Annotated in this window: 9 protein-coding genes and 1 riboswitch; of the genes, 8 read left to right on the forward strand and 1 reads right to left on the reverse strand. The window is 58.6% G+C overall.

The genetic code is table 11. The annotated features are described in order from the left end of the window. The first annotated feature begins 193 nt into the window (after window positions 1-193). Window positions 194-2,083, forward strand: coding sequence for a KUP/HAK/KT family potassium transporter (locus HY795_05920; protein ID MBI4804752.1), 1,890 nt, complete (start codon window positions 194-196; stop codon window positions 2,081-2,083). Window positions 2,084-2,245: 162 nt separating this feature from the next. Next, the gene (locus HY795_05925) at window positions 2,246-3,400 is read left to right on the forward strand and encodes a TDT family transporter (protein MBI4804753.1); all 1,155 of its coding nucleotides are present in this window, start codon (window positions 2,246-2,248) and stop codon (window positions 3,398-3,400) included. A gap of 36 nt (window positions 3,401-3,436) precedes the next feature. Here the strand turns inward: HY795_05925 and HY795_05930 are convergent, their stop codons facing one another. Continuing rightward, the gene (locus HY795_05930; protein MBI4804754.1) at window positions 3,437-4,783 is read right to left on the reverse strand and encodes a tetratricopeptide repeat protein; all 1,347 of its coding nucleotides are present in this window, start codon (window positions 4,781-4,783) and stop codon (window positions 3,437-3,439) included. 425 nt (window positions 4,784-5,208) lie between these two features. Further along, a riboswitch (cyclic di-GMP riboswitch) is annotated at window positions 5,209-5,298 on the forward strand. Between the two features lie 82 nt (window positions 5,299-5,380). On the opposite strand from HY795_05930, the gene HY795_05935 reads away from it, so the two are divergent. The 6 genes from HY795_05935 to HY795_05960 all read left to right on the forward strand — a co-directional run bounded on the left by HY795_05935 (window position 5,381) and on the right by HY795_05960 (window position 15,426). After that, window positions 5,381-6,322, forward strand: coding sequence for a chemotaxis protein CheV (locus HY795_05935; GenBank protein MBI4804755.1), 942 nt, complete (start codon window positions 5,381-5,383; stop codon window positions 6,320-6,322). A 443-nt stretch (window positions 6,323-6,765) separates the two neighbouring features. After that, a complete protein-coding gene (locus tag HY795_05940) occupies window positions 6,766-8,565 on the forward strand; it encodes an MCP four helix bundle domain-containing protein (protein MBI4804756.1) in 1,800 nt (599 codons plus the stop codon). Between the two features lie 108 nt (window positions 8,566-8,673). Then, window positions 8,674-10,077, forward strand: coding sequence for a bacteriohemerythrin (locus HY795_05945; protein MBI4804757.1), 1,404 nt, complete (start codon window positions 8,674-8,676; stop codon window positions 10,075-10,077). Window positions 10,078-10,303: 226 nt separating this feature from the next. Then, window positions 10,304-12,013, forward strand: coding sequence for an HD domain-containing protein (locus HY795_05950; protein ID MBI4804758.1), 1,710 nt, complete (start codon window positions 10,304-10,306; stop codon window positions 12,011-12,013). A 227-nt stretch (window positions 12,014-12,240) separates the two neighbouring features. After that, window positions 12,241-12,630, forward strand: a complete 390-nt coding sequence (locus HY795_05955; GenBank protein MBI4804759.1) for a diacylglycerol kinase — start codon at window positions 12,241-12,243, stop codon at window positions 12,628-12,630. Between the two features lie 45 nt (window positions 12,631-12,675). Then, window positions 12,676-15,426 (forward strand): HAD-IC family P-type ATPase, encoded by a 2,751-nt coding sequence (locus tag HY795_05960; protein ID MBI4804760.1) that lies wholly within the window; start codon window positions 12,676-12,678, stop codon window positions 15,424-15,426. The last annotated feature ends 57 nt before the right edge of the window (window positions 15,427-15,483 follow it).

The following is a 15,483-nucleotide window of genomic DNA, read 5'->3' on the forward strand; positions in this document are numbered from 1 at the left end:
TCAGGGTGAAGTAAAGGCGGGGGGAAAATTGCCGCAAGCTTTGGAAGCCAAACGCCCTGCGCGGGAGTTCTGTGCAACCTCCCGGCGAATCGGGGACGGTATGTCTGGACAATGAATGTTCACTCACAGTAAGGTGCCTGATAATAATACTCTTTTACACACGCACACCGGCAAGGAAAACCTCGATATGAGCATGCCCGCAAGCGACGCCAGCCACAAATCCCGCAGCCGTTTCCTTTCCATGTCCCTTGGCGCCCTGGGAGTGGTCTTCGGCGACATCGGCACAAGCCCTCTGTACGCCATCCGGGAATGCTTCAACGGTCCCCACGCCGTGAGCCTCACTCAGGCAAACATCCTGGGGGTTATCTCCCTGGTGTTCTGGTCGCTCACCACGGTTGTTACGGCCAAATACATCCTTTTCATCATGCTGGCCGACAACAAGGGGGAAGGCGGCATGTTCTCGCTGCTTGAGCTTTTGCCGAAAAAACAATGGTCGAATAGCCGCCGCCTGGCCGTACTGACCATCTTCGGCATGCTCGGGGCGGCGTTACTGTATGGCGAAGGGGTTATTACCCCCGCCATCTCCGTGCTTTCCGCCGTGGAGGGCCTGAACGTGGCCACCAAGGCCGCGGCCCCTCTGGTGCTGCCCATCACCTGCGTGATTCTCACGGGGCTTTTCGTGTGCCAGAAATGGGGAACGGCAGGCATCGGCAAGGTGTTCGGGCCTGTAATGGTGGCCTGGTTTATCGCCATCGGCTTCTTCGGAGCGGCGAACATTTCACAGGCTCCTGAAATTCTCTCCTCCTTCAACCCCTTCCATGCGGTCAATTTCTTCATCGAGAACCGGTTTCACGGGTTCATCGTGCTTGGCGCGGTGGTCATGTGCATCACCGGGTGCGAAGCCCTGTATGCCGACATGGGACACTTCGGACGAAATCCCATACGCATTTCCTGGTTGGCCCTGGCTTTTCCATGCCTTGTTCTCAATTATCTGGGCCAAGGGGCCGGCCTGCTGCATTCGCCAAGCATCGTGGACAACCCCTTTTACGGCATAGTGCCTCCGGCCCTGCTCTACCCCATGGTCGGCCTTGCGACGATGGCCACGGTCATCGCGTCGCAGGCGCTTATTTCCGGCGCCTTCTCGCTCACCCGGCAGGCGGTTCAGCTGGGCTTCATGCCCAGGGTGCGCATCATCCACACATCGAGCGAGCAGGAAGGCCAGATATACATCCCGAGCGTCAACTGGGCTCTCATGGTTGCTTGTCTGGTGCTGACCCTGCTTTTCAAGGAGTCGAGCAATTTGGCTGCGGCATACGGCATCTCCGTTACGGCCACCATGTCCATCACTTCGCTCCTGTTCTACCATGTCGCCCACTACCGCTGGGAATGGCCGCGCTGGCAGGCCGCGTCCCTGTCCGGTTTTTTCCTGTCCATCGACCTGGCCTTCCTGAATGCCAACATCCTGAAGTTCTTCGACGGCGGTTGGATCACGCTTCTCATCGCCTTCCTTGTGCTGCTCACCATGCTCACCTGGCGGGACGGCCGCCGGGCGCTCAACGAGAGCGTCTCCCAGTTCGTGGTTCCCCTGGATACCTTCTGGCGAGACGTGGCCATCCTCGACCCCAAGCGCGTGCCGGGCACGGGCGTGTTCATGAGCCTCTACCCGCAGGGCACCCCGGTGACCATGCTCCATTTCTTCACCCATATCCCCGTGCTGCACAAGAATGTGGTCATCTTGACCCTTCTGGTGGACGAGACGCCCTACGTGGATCAGGAGGATCGTCTCCAGATCATTGATTTGGGGCGCAATTGCCACCGGGTCTTCGCCCGCTACGGATTCATGGAAACCCCGGATGTGCCCGCTGTTCTGGAACAGGCCCAGGCCAAGGGCCTCGCGCTTGACACCTATGACGTCACCTACTTCCTTGGCCGGGAGACGATCCTCACCACTGGCGGCTCGCGGCTCATGGGGTGGCGCAAGATACTGTTCACCCTCATGGCCCGCATCTCCCAGCCAGCCTCGCGGTTCTTCAACATCCCCTCGGACAGGATCGTGGAACTGGGCATCCAGGTGAGCATCTAGAACCCCGGAGTGCTTCCCGGGGCCTCCCCCTCTTTCGACGGTTGACGCCACTGCGGTAACCTCGTATTCAGATCTAAGCTAAATAAGATCAAGTTTATCCTGATTGAGAGCTCTCTGGCTGCAGTTCGGCCTAAGCACGGCAGAGATCACCAAGGAACACCCATGTCCCGCGACAAGTTAAAGAAACTTTTGAACGATTTACGGCCCCTCACCTGCCTGGAGCATCCCCGGGAAATGATCCGACAGTTCACCCCCAACTGGTTCGCGGCCACCATGGGCACCGGCATCCTGGCGTTGACACTGCCCCAGCTCCCGGGCGCCTCCCCTGCCCTCTACGCGGCCGGAGAACTCCTCTGGATGGCGAACATCGGCATGTTTCTGCTGTTCGCGGGGCTCTACACCGCACGCTGGATCATGTTCGGGCAGGAAGCCAAGCGGATATTCGGCCACAGCGTGGTGTCCATGTTCATCGGCACCATCCCCATGGGGCTTGCGACCATTATAAACGGGCTACTCTACTTCGGCCTGCCCCGCTTTGGGGCCGGGGTGGTGGGCCTGGCCCAGGCCTTGTGGTGGATAGACGTGGCCATGTCGCTCATCTGCGGCGTGCTGATACCCTACCTCATGTTCACTCGCCAGGAACACGTGCTGGACCAGATGACCGCCGTATGGCTCCTGCCCGTGGTGGCCGCCGAGGTGGCGGCCGTCACCGGCGGCATGCTCGCGCCCCTTTTGGCCGAGGCGCAGGCCCAGTTCGTGACGCTCATCGCCAGCTACGTTCTCTGGGCGTTTTCCGTGCCCGTGGCCTTCGCGATCCTCACCATCCTGCTACTTCGCATGTCCCTGCACCGGCTGCCCCACGAGAGCATGGCCGCATCCAGCTGGCTGGCGCTCGGCCCAATCGGCACCGGAGCCCTGGGGCTCCTTATACTTGGCAGCGACGCCCCGGCCATCTTTACGGCCTGGAACATGGAACAGGTGGGCAGGGGCGCGGCCTCCATAAGCGTCATCGCAGGCACCATGCTCTGGGGCTTCGGGCTGTGGTGGCTTCTTTTGGCCACGCTCATCACCATCCGCTACTTCAGGGCCGGTATTCCCTTCAACCTGGGCTGGTGGGGCTACACCTTCCCGCTGGGCGTCTACACCGTGGCCACGCTCAAGTTGGGCGCCACACTCTCCATAGCGTTCTTTTCGGTGTTCGGCTCCGTGCTGGCGGTGTTTCTAAGTGTCATGTGGCTTTTCGTGGCCATGCGGACCCTGCACGGGGCCTGGAAAGGCAGGCTCTTGGTCTCTCCGTGCATCGCCAAGGCGAATTGATCGCATTCGGGCTGCGAGAACGGTTTTTGCAAGCCGTCAGGCCCCGCGCTCCCCGATCTTCTTGATGAGAATCCGCGCCTTTTCAGACGAGGAGTTCACCTCCAAGGCCCGTTTCGCGAACTCCAGGGCCCGCTCCTTGTCCGCGCAGTTGTAGTAGGCCATGGCGATGTTTAAGCAGATGGTCTCGTTGCCCGCCCAGAGCTCCGGATCAAGTTCCAGGGCCTTGTCCAGGTGCTTGAGCGCCTTCTGGGCCTCCTTGCCCTCAGTGAAGGCCATGGCCGTGTTGTAGTAGAGCCCCGCGTCCTCGGGGGAGATCTTCAAGGCGCGGCGATACTCCACCACCGCGTCGGACCAGCGCCCCTGCTTGCGCAGGGTGATCCCAAGGCGGTTGAAGGTGTCGATGTCGGACTTGTCCAGCCCGCCCTTTTTCACTTCCAGCGACAGGCGCAGATACTTCTCCGAGAGCTCTGGGTTGGAGAGCAGGCACTGGTCGGCTATGGCGCGGCTCACCCGGCTCATCTGGGCCTGTGCCTCCTTGGTGGCCAGTTTCATGGCGTCGTTGAAGATCTCGGAGGCCTTGTCCGGCTCGCCAAGCGCCATGTAGTTTCCGCCGATGGTGACCTTGCGCTCCACGTTCAGGGGCGAGAGCCTGTCGAGCTTCTCCAGGTATTTGGTCTCTTCCCGGATGTTGCCGTTTTCCTTGTGGAGTTCGGCAATCTTTCTGATGGGTTCCAGGTAGAGTTTGGCGTTCTTGTAGGCGTTGTTGTAGGCGTCCAGGGCCTTCTGGGTGTCGCCAAGGCCCTTGAAGCTGTCGCCCAGCAGGATGAGCGCTGCGGGACTCTTGGGTTTTATCTCCAGAATCCTGTGGGCCATGGCCACGGCTTCATCGTGTTTGCCAGAGGCGTTGAGCGCCTTGCCCGCCTCTATGAGTTCGCCTATCTGGCCCCGGGGCTTCACGGTGAAGGCTATCTTTTCGATGAGCGTGTCGGCCGAGAAGGGCTTGGTGATGACGTTGTTGGCCCCGAGTTCGTGCAGGTAGATGAGCATTTCCCTGGCCACTTCGCTGGTGAGCACGACCACCATGACTTCGGGGTGCTCGATTTTGATCAGCTGGACCAGGTCGTGGCAATTCTTGCCGTTGATCTCGCGCTCGATGAAAATGAGGACGCGGTTGCCCTGGCCCAACTGCTGGCCTATGCCCGAGTGGAGCTGCTCCAGGGTGTAGACGCTTATGATGCACTCCTCCTTGAGGGCCAGGTGGCGCACGATGGTGTTGCGCAGGTTTTTGCCGAACAACTGGTCGTGGGACAAAACGAGGAACACCCCTTTCTGGGCGTTAACGAATGTGCGAACATCCTCGTCGTACACTTTGTCGTTTTTGATAAAAACATCAGCCATACGGTAAATCCTCATTGCACGCCTAAAGGCATTGAAAATTACGAACCGCCTCGGGAGCCATACCTCTGGCATGTTACCCTGTCGCGCATGTTTGGCGCAAGGGGGAGCCGCCACTCTGAGGAACATTTCGCCAAATCGTCAAGGATTGCTCAATAAAAAAGGGACTTGCCGCGATAAAACCGGTCGCCCCGTCTTTTGGGCTCTTCAGGGCTTGCCGGCTCTCTTGCCGTTAGTGGTTGCGTCCGTCCCTATTCGTTCGTCCATAAGAAATCGGCTACGCATGGGGCACACTGTTTCAGGCTTCAACTCTTCTTGATCAAAAATGCGTGGAATACAAAATATCATGCTGATGAATAAAGATTTCTCCGAACCCTACTTGCTTTAACGAATTGTTCAAATTATCGGTTTTAAATAATCATTGCCATCCTCGTCGCGAGGCGAGTGCTTTCGGAAAGCCACGGGTCTCATACAGCCTTCCTTGAGACAGCCGGGTTGCACAAAACAAGCAGCCGCGCCGCTCTCTGTGTGTCTTGCGAAAAACTGAATCCGACGCCCGGCAAACACTCAGTGAAGGATGAAGACATGTCGAAAACAGACATTCTGCTGGAATCCGGAACCAACGAATTCGAGGTCGTTGAATTCTTTATTGACGAGCATGACCCCGAAACCGACCGCACCTCCCGGACCTACTACGGCATGAACGTGGCCAAGGTGCTGGAGATTATCCGGCTCCCGGAGCTGACCGACATGCCTGACGCGTCCAATCCGTCGGTCATGGGCGCGTTCGATTTGCGCACCGAGATCGTCCCGCTTATCGATTTGAGCCACTGGGTGGGGAAAAAGCTCCAGCAGACAGAGCATCTGAAAGTAATAGTCACCGAGTTCAACCAGGTGATCACCTCGTTTCTCGTGTCCGGCGTCACCCGCATCTACCGGCTCAGTTGGGACCAGGTCAAAGCGCCCAACGTCCAGCTGTCGTCTTTGACCTCCAATTCCATCACCGGCATCGTCCGGCTGGAAGGCAAGATCGTCTTCCTACTCGATCTGGAAAAGATCGTGGCCAAGCTCAACGAACTTGCCACTCCCAACGCCAACGTTTCGAGCGAGGTGAAGAAGGAACTGGAGAGCAAGAACTACAAGGCGATCATTGCCGACGACTCCACCATGGTGCGCAACATGGTCTTCAACATGCTTTCGGAAAACAACTTCGAGGTGGCCCAGTTCGAAAACGGCAAGGAAGCCTGGGTGTACCTGGAAAATCTGAAGAACGAATCACCCTCGAGCATTCCCGACATCGCGATCCTGGATATCGAGATGCCTCTCATGGACGGCCACCACCTGACCAAGAGAATCAAAGATGATCCGGTGCTGAAAAAAATCCCCATTCTTCTGTGTTCCTCCATCATCACCGAGAGCCTGTACCACAAGGGCGTCGAGGTGGGAGCGGACGCTCAGATTTCCAAGGCCAAGATAAACGAGCTCGTTGAAAAGGCCTTCCAGCTCATAAAGAAGAAAAGCGCCTAGCGGACGGGGTCGGGGCTTGGTTTCATCCGCCCTGCCCGCCCCCCCAGATACTGTTCTCACAGGCTCCCCGGGCTACAGACGACACGCAGTTGCGGATACCTCAAGGCGGAAGCGGCGGCGCCCAGGGCCTCTCCCCGGAACAGTTCCAGGGCGCGGACTCGCGTTTTGTCCCATAGCGGGGGTGCGGCCGGGCTTTCAGCAAGGTTGTTAGTTTTGCGAGATAACTCAAACAGTTGACGCGAAGAGCACTAGGGCGCAACGTCCGAAGGCATCATTTCTCCCGGTAAGCCTTGCACTTACGCAATTATCTGCTTATTTAAAATAGATTATCCCACTGCCTTTGGCGTGAAGAGGCTGGTCCAGGAAAGCATCGGGGCTCCTTTTGTATTCCCTTGAGGCACCCGGAATGCGGTTACAATCGAAACACAAATTCGAGGTGTGTAATGGGAAACATCAAGATCGGCATCCGTTTGATCGTCGCTTTTATCATTGTGGCCATATTGGCCGGAGTGGTCGGCCTCATCGGCTATTCAGGATTACGCGACACTGAAAAATCGTTGAATAGCGTAGCGAAGGTTTATCTCCCCAGCATCGAAGCCTTGGCCCAGATCAGGTTCAACATGCGAAACGTCATCACGGCGCAGCGTACCCTGCTCATCCCGGGTCTGCCCAAGGAAGAACGGGCCGGGCAATACGCCAACATAGATACCGCTCGCAAGCTCTACAGGGAGGGGTTCGAGCGCTACGAGACCATGCCGCAGTCCCCGGAGGACGCGGCCGTATGGAAGGTGTTCAAAGGGTATAATGAGCAGGCGACGGCCGCCAATTCCAAGGGCTTCACCCTTATCAAGGAATGGGAGAGCGACCCCGGCAACCAGGCCAAGTACGACGCAGCCCTGGACAGCGTGGTCAAGGGGCTCGACATCAACAGAAAGCAGTTCGCGGAACTGGGGAAGATAATCCAGAACAACAAGAAGAATTCCGACGCGGAGAAGGAGCAGGCCGACCTGAAGGTCGCGGCCAACGTCCGCAACATGACCATCGTGGCATCCATCACGCCCATCATCGCCTTCATCCTGGGCATCCTGCTGACGCGCTCCATCTCCAGGCCGCTGGGCAAGGTGGTGGTCTTCTCGGATTCCGTGGCCTCGGGCAAGCTCGGGGAAAAGCTCGAAGTTTCGCAAAAGGACGAGATCGGGCAAGTGGCGGACAGCCTGCGGGTGATGGTTGCCAATCTGAACGAGAAGATAGCCGAAGCGAACGAGAAGACCCGCATCGCGGCCGAGGAGTCCGAAAAGGCCAGGATCGCCACCCAGGAAGCCGAGGCCGCCAAGGAACAGGCCGAGCGCGCCAAGGCCGAAGGCATGCTCCACGCGGCCAACCAGCTCGAAGGCGTGGTGGAGATAGTCACTTCGGCCTCGGAAGAGCTCTCGGCCCAGATCGAGCAGTCGAGCCGGGGCTCCGAGGAGCAGTCCCGCCGCGTGGACGAGACGGCCACGGCCATGGAGGAGATGAACGCCACGGTGCTGGAAGTGGCCAAGTCCGCCTCCCACGCCGCTCACACCGCGGACGAGGCCAAGGCCAAGGCCGAGGACGGCTCCAGGGTGGTGGGCCAGGTGGTCAAGGGCATAGAAGACGTGCAGTACCAGTCCCAGGAGATGAAGGCCGACATGGGCACCCTGGGCAAGCAGGCCGAGGGCATCGGCCAGATAATGAACGTTATCTCCGACATCGCGGACCAGACCAACCTGCTGGCCTTAAACGCCGCCATCGAGGCCGCCCGCGCCGGAGAGGCCGGCCGGGGCTTCGCGGTTGTGGCCGACGAGGTGCGTAAGCTGGCCGAAAAGACCATGACCGCCACCAAGGAAGTGGGCGACGCCATCCGGGGCATCCAGGACGGCACGAAAAAGAACATCGAGAACGTGGAACGCTCCGCCAGAACCATCGAGGAGGCCACAGGCCTGGCCGTGAAGTCCGGCGAGTCCCTCATGGAGATCGTTAGGCTGGTGGAATCCACCTCGGACCAGGTGCGCTCCATCGCCACGGCATCGGAGCAGCAGTCTTCGGCCAGCGAGGAGATAAACCACAGCATCGAGGACGTGAGCCGCATCTCCTCCGAAACCTCGGACGCCATGCGCCAAAGCGCCCAGGCCGTGGGCGAGCTGGCCAACCAGGCCCAGATACTCAAGAACCTCATCGAAAACATGCAGGCCGAAGGCGGCGGCCAGAAGGCGCTTTCCTAGGAGTGTGTGCACATACATGGCGTGGAACAGGCGCGCCACGACGGCCAGGGCAGCCTCCTGCAAACTGGTGGCCTTTCTCCACGCCATGACAAGAGACACGCAATCCACATGAGAGACAAAAAAGAGAACTTCGCCGGAGGCTTTGGCGCTCGAGGAGTAAAAGACGAAGAACTCTGTGCCAAAAGCCCCATCCTGTGCACAGACAAGCTGTTTCTCAGCGCGTTCAGCTTCGCGTCCATAGGCATGTCGCTTATAGCGCCCGACGGCCAATGGATCGCTGTGAACAACGCGCTGTGCAATCTTGTCGGCTATTCGGAAGCCGAGTTGTTGTCCAAGAAGTTCCAGGACATCACCCACCCTGAAGACGTCGACGAGGCGTTAACCTACTTCCAGCAGATACTCTCCCACGAAAGAGAGACGTACCAGCGCGAGAAGAGATACATCCACAAGAACGGCGGCATTGTTTTTGTGCTGCTAAATGTCTCCCTGGTCCGCGATGACGATGACAAGCCCCTCTTCTTTATTTCCCAGGCGCAAGACATTACCGCCCAGAAGAAAAACGAGAGCGAGCTGATACGCCTCGCGTCAGAGGACTATCTGACCGGGGTGAACACCAGGCGGCGCTTCTTCGACCTTGGGGAGCGGGAGATCGCTCGCGGCGGGCGCTTCCATGAATCCATGACCGTGCTCATGATCGACATTGATGAATTCAAGACCATAAACGACACCTTCGGGCACGCCATAGGCGACGACGTTCTCAGAAGCCTGGCGTCGACGTGCAGGAATTCATTGCGGGAAATCGACGTCTTCGGCCGCCTGGGAGGAGACGAGTTCGCGGCTGTGCTCCTGAATACCGGCCAGACGCGCGGCAGGCAGATCGCCGAGCGTCTTCGCGTAAACATCGAGCAGACCGCTGTGAACACGCAGCGCGGAACTGTTCGCTTCACGGTGAGCATCGGCGCGGTCTCTTTCACCGGAGCGGGCAAGTCGCTTGAGCAACGCCTGAACCAGGCTGACGCAGCATTATACGAAGCCAAGAATGCCGGGCGAAACACCGTTAAAGTTATTGATGACATTGAGGACCTGGACGAAACTTTCGCCAGGACGCGGACGGGTTTTATTCGTCTTGCCTGGAAAGACTCCTACGAATCCGGAAACGAACTGATAGACTCGCAACACCGCGAACTGTTCAGCTTCTCCAATGAGCTTCTTGCCGCCCTTCTCGATGAAAAGCCCAAAGACGTGTGCGAGAAGCTGATCAGCGACCTTACCGCCCATGTGGCCAAGCACTTTCGCGACGAGGACGCCCTTTTCAGAGCAGTTCGCTATCCCGATGCCGACAAGCATACGCAGATGCATACGAGGCTCGTCCAGGGCATGGACAAGCTGACGGCTCGGTTTCACCAGGACCAGGTCTCCGTGGGAGAGCTCTTTGGTTTCCTGGCGGTGGACGTGATATCACAACACATGCTGGAGGAAGACAGGAAGTTCTTTCCCTACGTCACGGGCTGATGGCATTTATGGTCCGGCTTTGCGAACCGATTGCTCCCTTGTCCCCACGATTGACGTCAACATTCTTGCGCTTGCCATGCAATCTCCTAAGTGCTTGACTATCCAGGGCGTTTACAATATTTAAAAAGTAATATCGTAACTCACATCTGTGCGTGGCGAGGTGATGCTCGCGTCCAGGGCTTTGCGTGAGTGAAAACCAAAGGGTGACTCAGGCTGAAGGTCCCAGATGAGCGGATTCAGACCCCTCTCCAGAAAGCTGGCCACGCTCGTTGTTGCTACCATCGTGGTGGTCGTGGCTATGGCCCACGTCTTCTCCAGCAGGCTCTTCGACACCATGACCAAGGAAAGCCACGACGCTACCGTGGCCATGATCGTCAGGCTTGTGGAACAGGGGGTCCGCATCCAGGACAACGCCCAGAAGCTCCTGGAAGAGCGCATGGCGGACAAGATGAAGAAGGCCATGGGCCTTCTTCACGAGAGCTACGAGAACAACCCGGGCAATCCCCGGGGAATGGACCTTGAGGGCGTCATAGCCTCCGCTGGCGGCGGGATGGATTTGTTCGTGGTGGACCTCTCCCATACCGTCGTCCACACCAATTTCGCCAAGGACTTGGGCCTGGTCATCGGCGAGGGGGATTTCGCGCTGTTTCTTGACGGAGTGCTCGCCTCGGGCGAATACGTTCTGGACAGGCCGATCCTAAGCTTCAACGACGGCATAAAGCAGTTCGCCTACCAGGCCACCAAGGACCGCAAATTCATTCTCGAAGTGGGAGCGCCCTTTCGCCCGAGCGAGGGCTTTCACGACATACTCGCCTTTCAGAACCTGGCAAGAAACATCGTGGGCAACGCCTCCTACGTCAAAAGCCTGGAGATATTCGCCCAGCACCACTCCACCAACTTCTTAAACGTCAACGACACTTCCAGTCTTCTGCCTCCTGGAGCGCGCCTTGCCGCCGCCACCCAGGCGGTCCAGCAGGGCCAGCAGCAGATGGCGGCAGAAGACGGCAGGCATTTCCACTACATTCCCATAGCGGTCGATGCGGGCCAGCCCGCGAAGCGTGTGGTGGAGCTTGAGATGGACGATTCCAACTGGGCCGCCCTGCGCCTTCGCCACGTGCAGATGCAGGTGCTGGTGTACGCGATGCTCGTCCTGGTGGGGATCGCCTTCAGCCTGTGGGTGGCCAGAGAAGTTGTTCGCCCCATATCCCAGCTTTCCACCTCCGTTCGCAAGATCGCGGCCGGTGACCTGGGCACCGAGGTGGTCGCGGCCTCCAACGACGAGGTCGGCCTTTTAAGCCAGGACATCAACGCCATGCGCAAGAGCATCGCAGAGCTTCTGGAAAAGCTGGAGACAGCCAATGAGAACCTCGCCTTCTCCTACGACGTCACCATCCGCGCCTTCCTGAACGCGCTTAAGTTCAACGAATCAAGCACGGCCGAACATTCCCTGCGCGTCAACAAGGTGGCCATGGCCATCGGCAGGCAGATGGGGCTCAACCAGGATCAGCTGACCCAGCTGGAATGGGGGTCCCTGCTCCACGACATCGGCAAGCTGGCCATCCCCAACTCCATTCTGCGAAAGACCGGGCCGCTCACCCAGGAGGAGCTGGCCATCGTAAGAACCCACCCCGCCATCGCCCATGAAATGCTCAAAGAGGCAACCTTCCTTGAAGATGCCCTGCTGGTCTCTCTGCACCACCAGGAGCAATTCGACGGTATGGGATACCCGCATGGCCTGGCGGGAACGGACATCCCCCTGCTGGCCCGCATCTGCACCGTGGCCGATGCCTACGAGGCCATGACAGCGGACCGCGCCTACCGCCGGGGCCGATGCCACGAGGAGGCCGTGACCGAATTGACCAGACTCTCGGGCACCCAGTTCGACCCGGATATCGTGGCCGTTTTTTTGAGCATAAGCCGCGCCGAGTATTCCTGAAACAAGCGTCTCCGTCCGTCCGGACCATTCCGGAGGCGTATCCACCCGGACCCGCCAAGACTTGCCCGCCATTGCCATCCATCCCCGGTTGGGGCAGAAAGTAGCCATGTTTCAGTTTCTCCCGCAGGCAGCAATGTCCGGAATCCCTTCTTGCGGGGCTCGAAAAAACAAGTACAACTCATGAGCGAGCCACAAAGAAGCTCGTGGAGACAATCGGTTAAGCGCCCATGAACAATAAGTTTATAAGCAGAATCAGATCCGGATACCATCCGGTACGAAAGATCAAGGTGTGTCTTTCCGGACTGCGTTATGCCATGCGTTATGATTTTAGCGTGGCGTACAAAGTGTACCTGTCACTTGTCGTCATTGTTGTTTGTTTTGTAATGCAACAATGGGTTGACTCGTTACTTATAATCTTAGTTACGTCGTTGGTTCTCATTTCCGAGTTGTTCAACAGCGCCATAGAGTCCCTATGCGACTTTGTTGAAGAGAATGAAAACATAAAGATAAAGATAATAAAAGACATATCAGCCGCAGCAGCTGGAATAAGCATAGCCCTGTGGTTTCTTGTTTTGTTCGTGGAAATGTTTCGCTTCTTGCGCTACATGTTGGATTGACCATGAAGTGTCATCTCTCAGCATTTTTTCAATAGGTCTGTGGTGATGGATAATACAATGAAATGGCACTCTCTTCCCGATGATGATGTGCTCTCCGAGCTGAAAACAACGGCCAGCGGACTCACGGAAGATGAGGCCCTCCGTCGTTTGCGACAGTATGGGACGAACACCCTTTCAAAAGATGGTTCCGGCAGCGCATGGCTCATCTTTTGGAACCAGGTGAATACTCCCATCGGCTGGCTTTTGATCGCCGCGGGCGCGCTGGCTGTGGCGCTCAACAAACCAACCGATGCCGTTGTGGTGTTCGGAGCGGTGGGTATTAACGCACTCATTGGTTTTACCCAGGAGTACAGGGCTGGAAAAGCCATCGAAGCCCTTGCCGCCATGGTGCCCGAGACGGCGACCGTTCTGCGCGATGGCCGGTCCATCGCCTTGCCGGCCGGAGAGTTGGTCCCGGGAGACATCGTAACCCTGCAAAGTGGCGACAAGGTCCCAGCCGATCTCCGGCTGGTTCGGGTGAAGAGCCTTCTTGTCGAAGAAGCCGCCCTTACCGGCGAATCCCTGCCGGTGGCAAAGAGCACACAAGCCGTAGCCCAGGATGCTCCGCTGGGTGACCGTTTCAACATGGTCTTCAGCGGGACCCTTGTTCTGCAAGGCACTGCCACGGGTGTGGTCGTTACCACAGGAAACTCCACTGAGCTGGGTCGGATCAATGCGCTCCTGAACCAGGCCAAAGCGTTGGAGACCCCGCTCACCAGGCAATTGGCGAAGGTCACCACCGGGATAACCGCTGCGGTCGTGGTTGTGGTGGCGGTGCTGATCTCTTTTGGCATCTGGGTGAAGAACGCTCCGGTGGGCGAGTCCCTCATGGTTGCCGTGTCGCTTGCCGTCGCAGCCATCCCCGAGGGCCTGCCCGCTGTGGTCACCATCTGCCTGGCCATCGGTGTCCGGCGCATGGCCGCGCGAAATGCCGTGGTCCGGCACCTTCCCGCGGTCGAAACCCTGGGGTCCACAACCATCATCTGCTCCGACAAGACGGGCACCATGACCCGCAACGAGATGACGGTGCAGGCTGCCTGGCGCGATGGCCAGGAATACCGCGTGTCTGGAATAGGATACGAACCAGTGGGGGCGTTCGAGCATGGCGGGGTTCCCCTGACGGATATTCCCGCGGACCTTGCCGAGCTGTTGACGATCGCCGTGCTCTGCAACGACGCCACGCTGCGCCAGGAGGACGGCAGGTGGATCATCACAGGGGATCCGACAGAAGCCGCGTTGGTGGTGGCAGGTCAAAAAGCGGGCCTGGACGCCAACGATCATCGCAGCCGGCATGAACGGTTGGACGTGATCCCTTTCGAATCAGACACCAAATACATGGCCACCTTGAACCGGATCGGAAGCGAACGCCGCATTCTCCTCAAAGGCGCTCCGGAAATCGTCATGGAACGCAGCTCCCTGAGCGCTGCCGAAAAGATACTGGTGAATGAAGCCATGGATGCCTATGCCAGGCAAGGAATGCGGGTTATCGCCTTCGCCCACAAGCGGGATGCTTCAGTCGATCATATCTCACCTGATTTGGTGGAAAGCGGCATGCAGTTCGCAGGCCTGGTCTGCATGGTGGACCCTCCCCGCACCGAGGTGATCGATTCAATTAAAACGTGCCACAAGGCCGGAATCACGGTGAAGATGATCACCGGCGACCACCCCGTGACAGCCGAAGCCATCGGCCGGCAACTGGGCCTTTTGCAGCCAGGGCAAGAAGCCATGCAGGGGCGCGACCTGGACCAGCTCTCCGAGGAACAATTCACGGCCGCCGCCGAAAAGTGCAACGTCTTTGCCCGTGTGGCGCCCGAGCACAAGATCAGGCTGGTGCAGGCCCTCCAGTCGCTTCGCCATGTGGTGGCCATGACTGGCGACGGCGTCAATGACGCACCGGCGCTCAAGCGAGCGGACATCGGCATCGCCATGGGCATAACCGGTTCGGCGGTATCCAAGGAGGCTGCCAAGATCGTCCTGATGGACGACAACTTCTCCTCCATAACCGCCGCCATCGAGGAGGGCCGCCGGGTCTACGACAACCTCATCAAATCCCTGGCCTTTGTGCTGCCGACCAATCTGGGGCTGGCGTGCATCCTGTCCGTGGCCATGTTTTTTTTTCCTACTGTCCAGGTGGGCGACGTCAATGAGCTCCTGATGCCCATGTCCCCAAGCCAGACTCTCTGGATCAATCTGATAGCGAGCGTCACGCTTTCCATCCCTCTGGCCTTCGAGGCCTTGGAGCCAGGCGTCATGCGGCGCATGCCCCGCACTCCGGACGAACCCGCCTTTTCCGGCTTCATCGTAGCCCGTTTGATTATCGTTGCCACCCTGATGACCGCCGGGGCCTGCGGCCTGTTCCTGTGGGATTATTTCCGAAACGTCGGCCCTGAAGCGGTCACCAGCGCCCGGCACGCTCTGGCGCACTCCGAAGCGCAAACCCTCTGCGTGACCAGCATCACCTTCACCCAGGTATTCTACCTGCTCAACTGCCGCTCCCTGCGCGACTCTTTGTTTACCCAGGGTATTTTCAGCAACCCGCCCATTTTTATTGGCATAGGCCTCCTGCTGCTCCTCCAGGCCTGTTTTGTCTATCTGCCACCGCTCCAGACCCTTTTCGGCTCGGCGCCGCTTGATGGACTGGCCTGGCTCTATGCGGCATTGACCGGGGCTCTCATTCTGCCGGTCATCTCATTCGAGAAATGGCTGAGAGGGCGTACGAGCGGTACTGAAGGCCCAAGCCTGGTTTCGCGGCCCTGATGCGCCGGGCGTTGCTATTCGCGCCCGCCTGAGGCACATGCTCTCCAAGCGGCTGCC

Source organism: Desulfovibrio sp., from assembly GCA_016208105.1.
Classification (GTDB): domain Bacteria; phylum Desulfobacterota; class Desulfovibrionia; order Desulfovibrionales; family Desulfovibrionaceae; genus Fundidesulfovibrio.

Coding starts and splice junctions, on each gene's coding strand:
- HY795_05920 (MBI4804752.1), top strand. CDS start 194: ATGCCCGCAAGCGACGCCAGCCACAAATCCCGCAGCCGTTTCCTTTCC.
- HY795_05925 (MBI4804753.1), top strand. CDS start 2,246: ATGTCCCGCGACAAGTTAAAGAAACTTTTGAACGATTTACGGCCCCTC.
- HY795_05935 (MBI4804755.1), top strand. CDS start 5,381: ATGTCGAAAACAGACATTCTGCTGGAATCCGGAACCAACGAATTCGAG.
- HY795_05940 (MBI4804756.1), top strand. CDS start 6,766: ATGGGAAACATCAAGATCGGCATCCGTTTGATCGTCGCTTTTATCATT.
- HY795_05945 (MBI4804757.1), top strand. CDS start 8,674: ATGAGAGACAAAAAAGAGAACTTCGCCGGAGGCTTTGGCGCTCGAGGA.
- HY795_05950 (MBI4804758.1), top strand. CDS start 10,304: ATGAGCGGATTCAGACCCCTCTCCAGAAAGCTGGCCACGCTCGTTGTT.
- HY795_05955 (MBI4804759.1), top strand. CDS start 12,241: ATGAACAATAAGTTTATAAGCAGAATCAGATCCGGATACCATCCGGTA.
- HY795_05960 (MBI4804760.1), top strand. CDS start 12,676: ATGGATAATACAATGAAATGGCACTCTCTTCCCGATGATGATGTGCTC.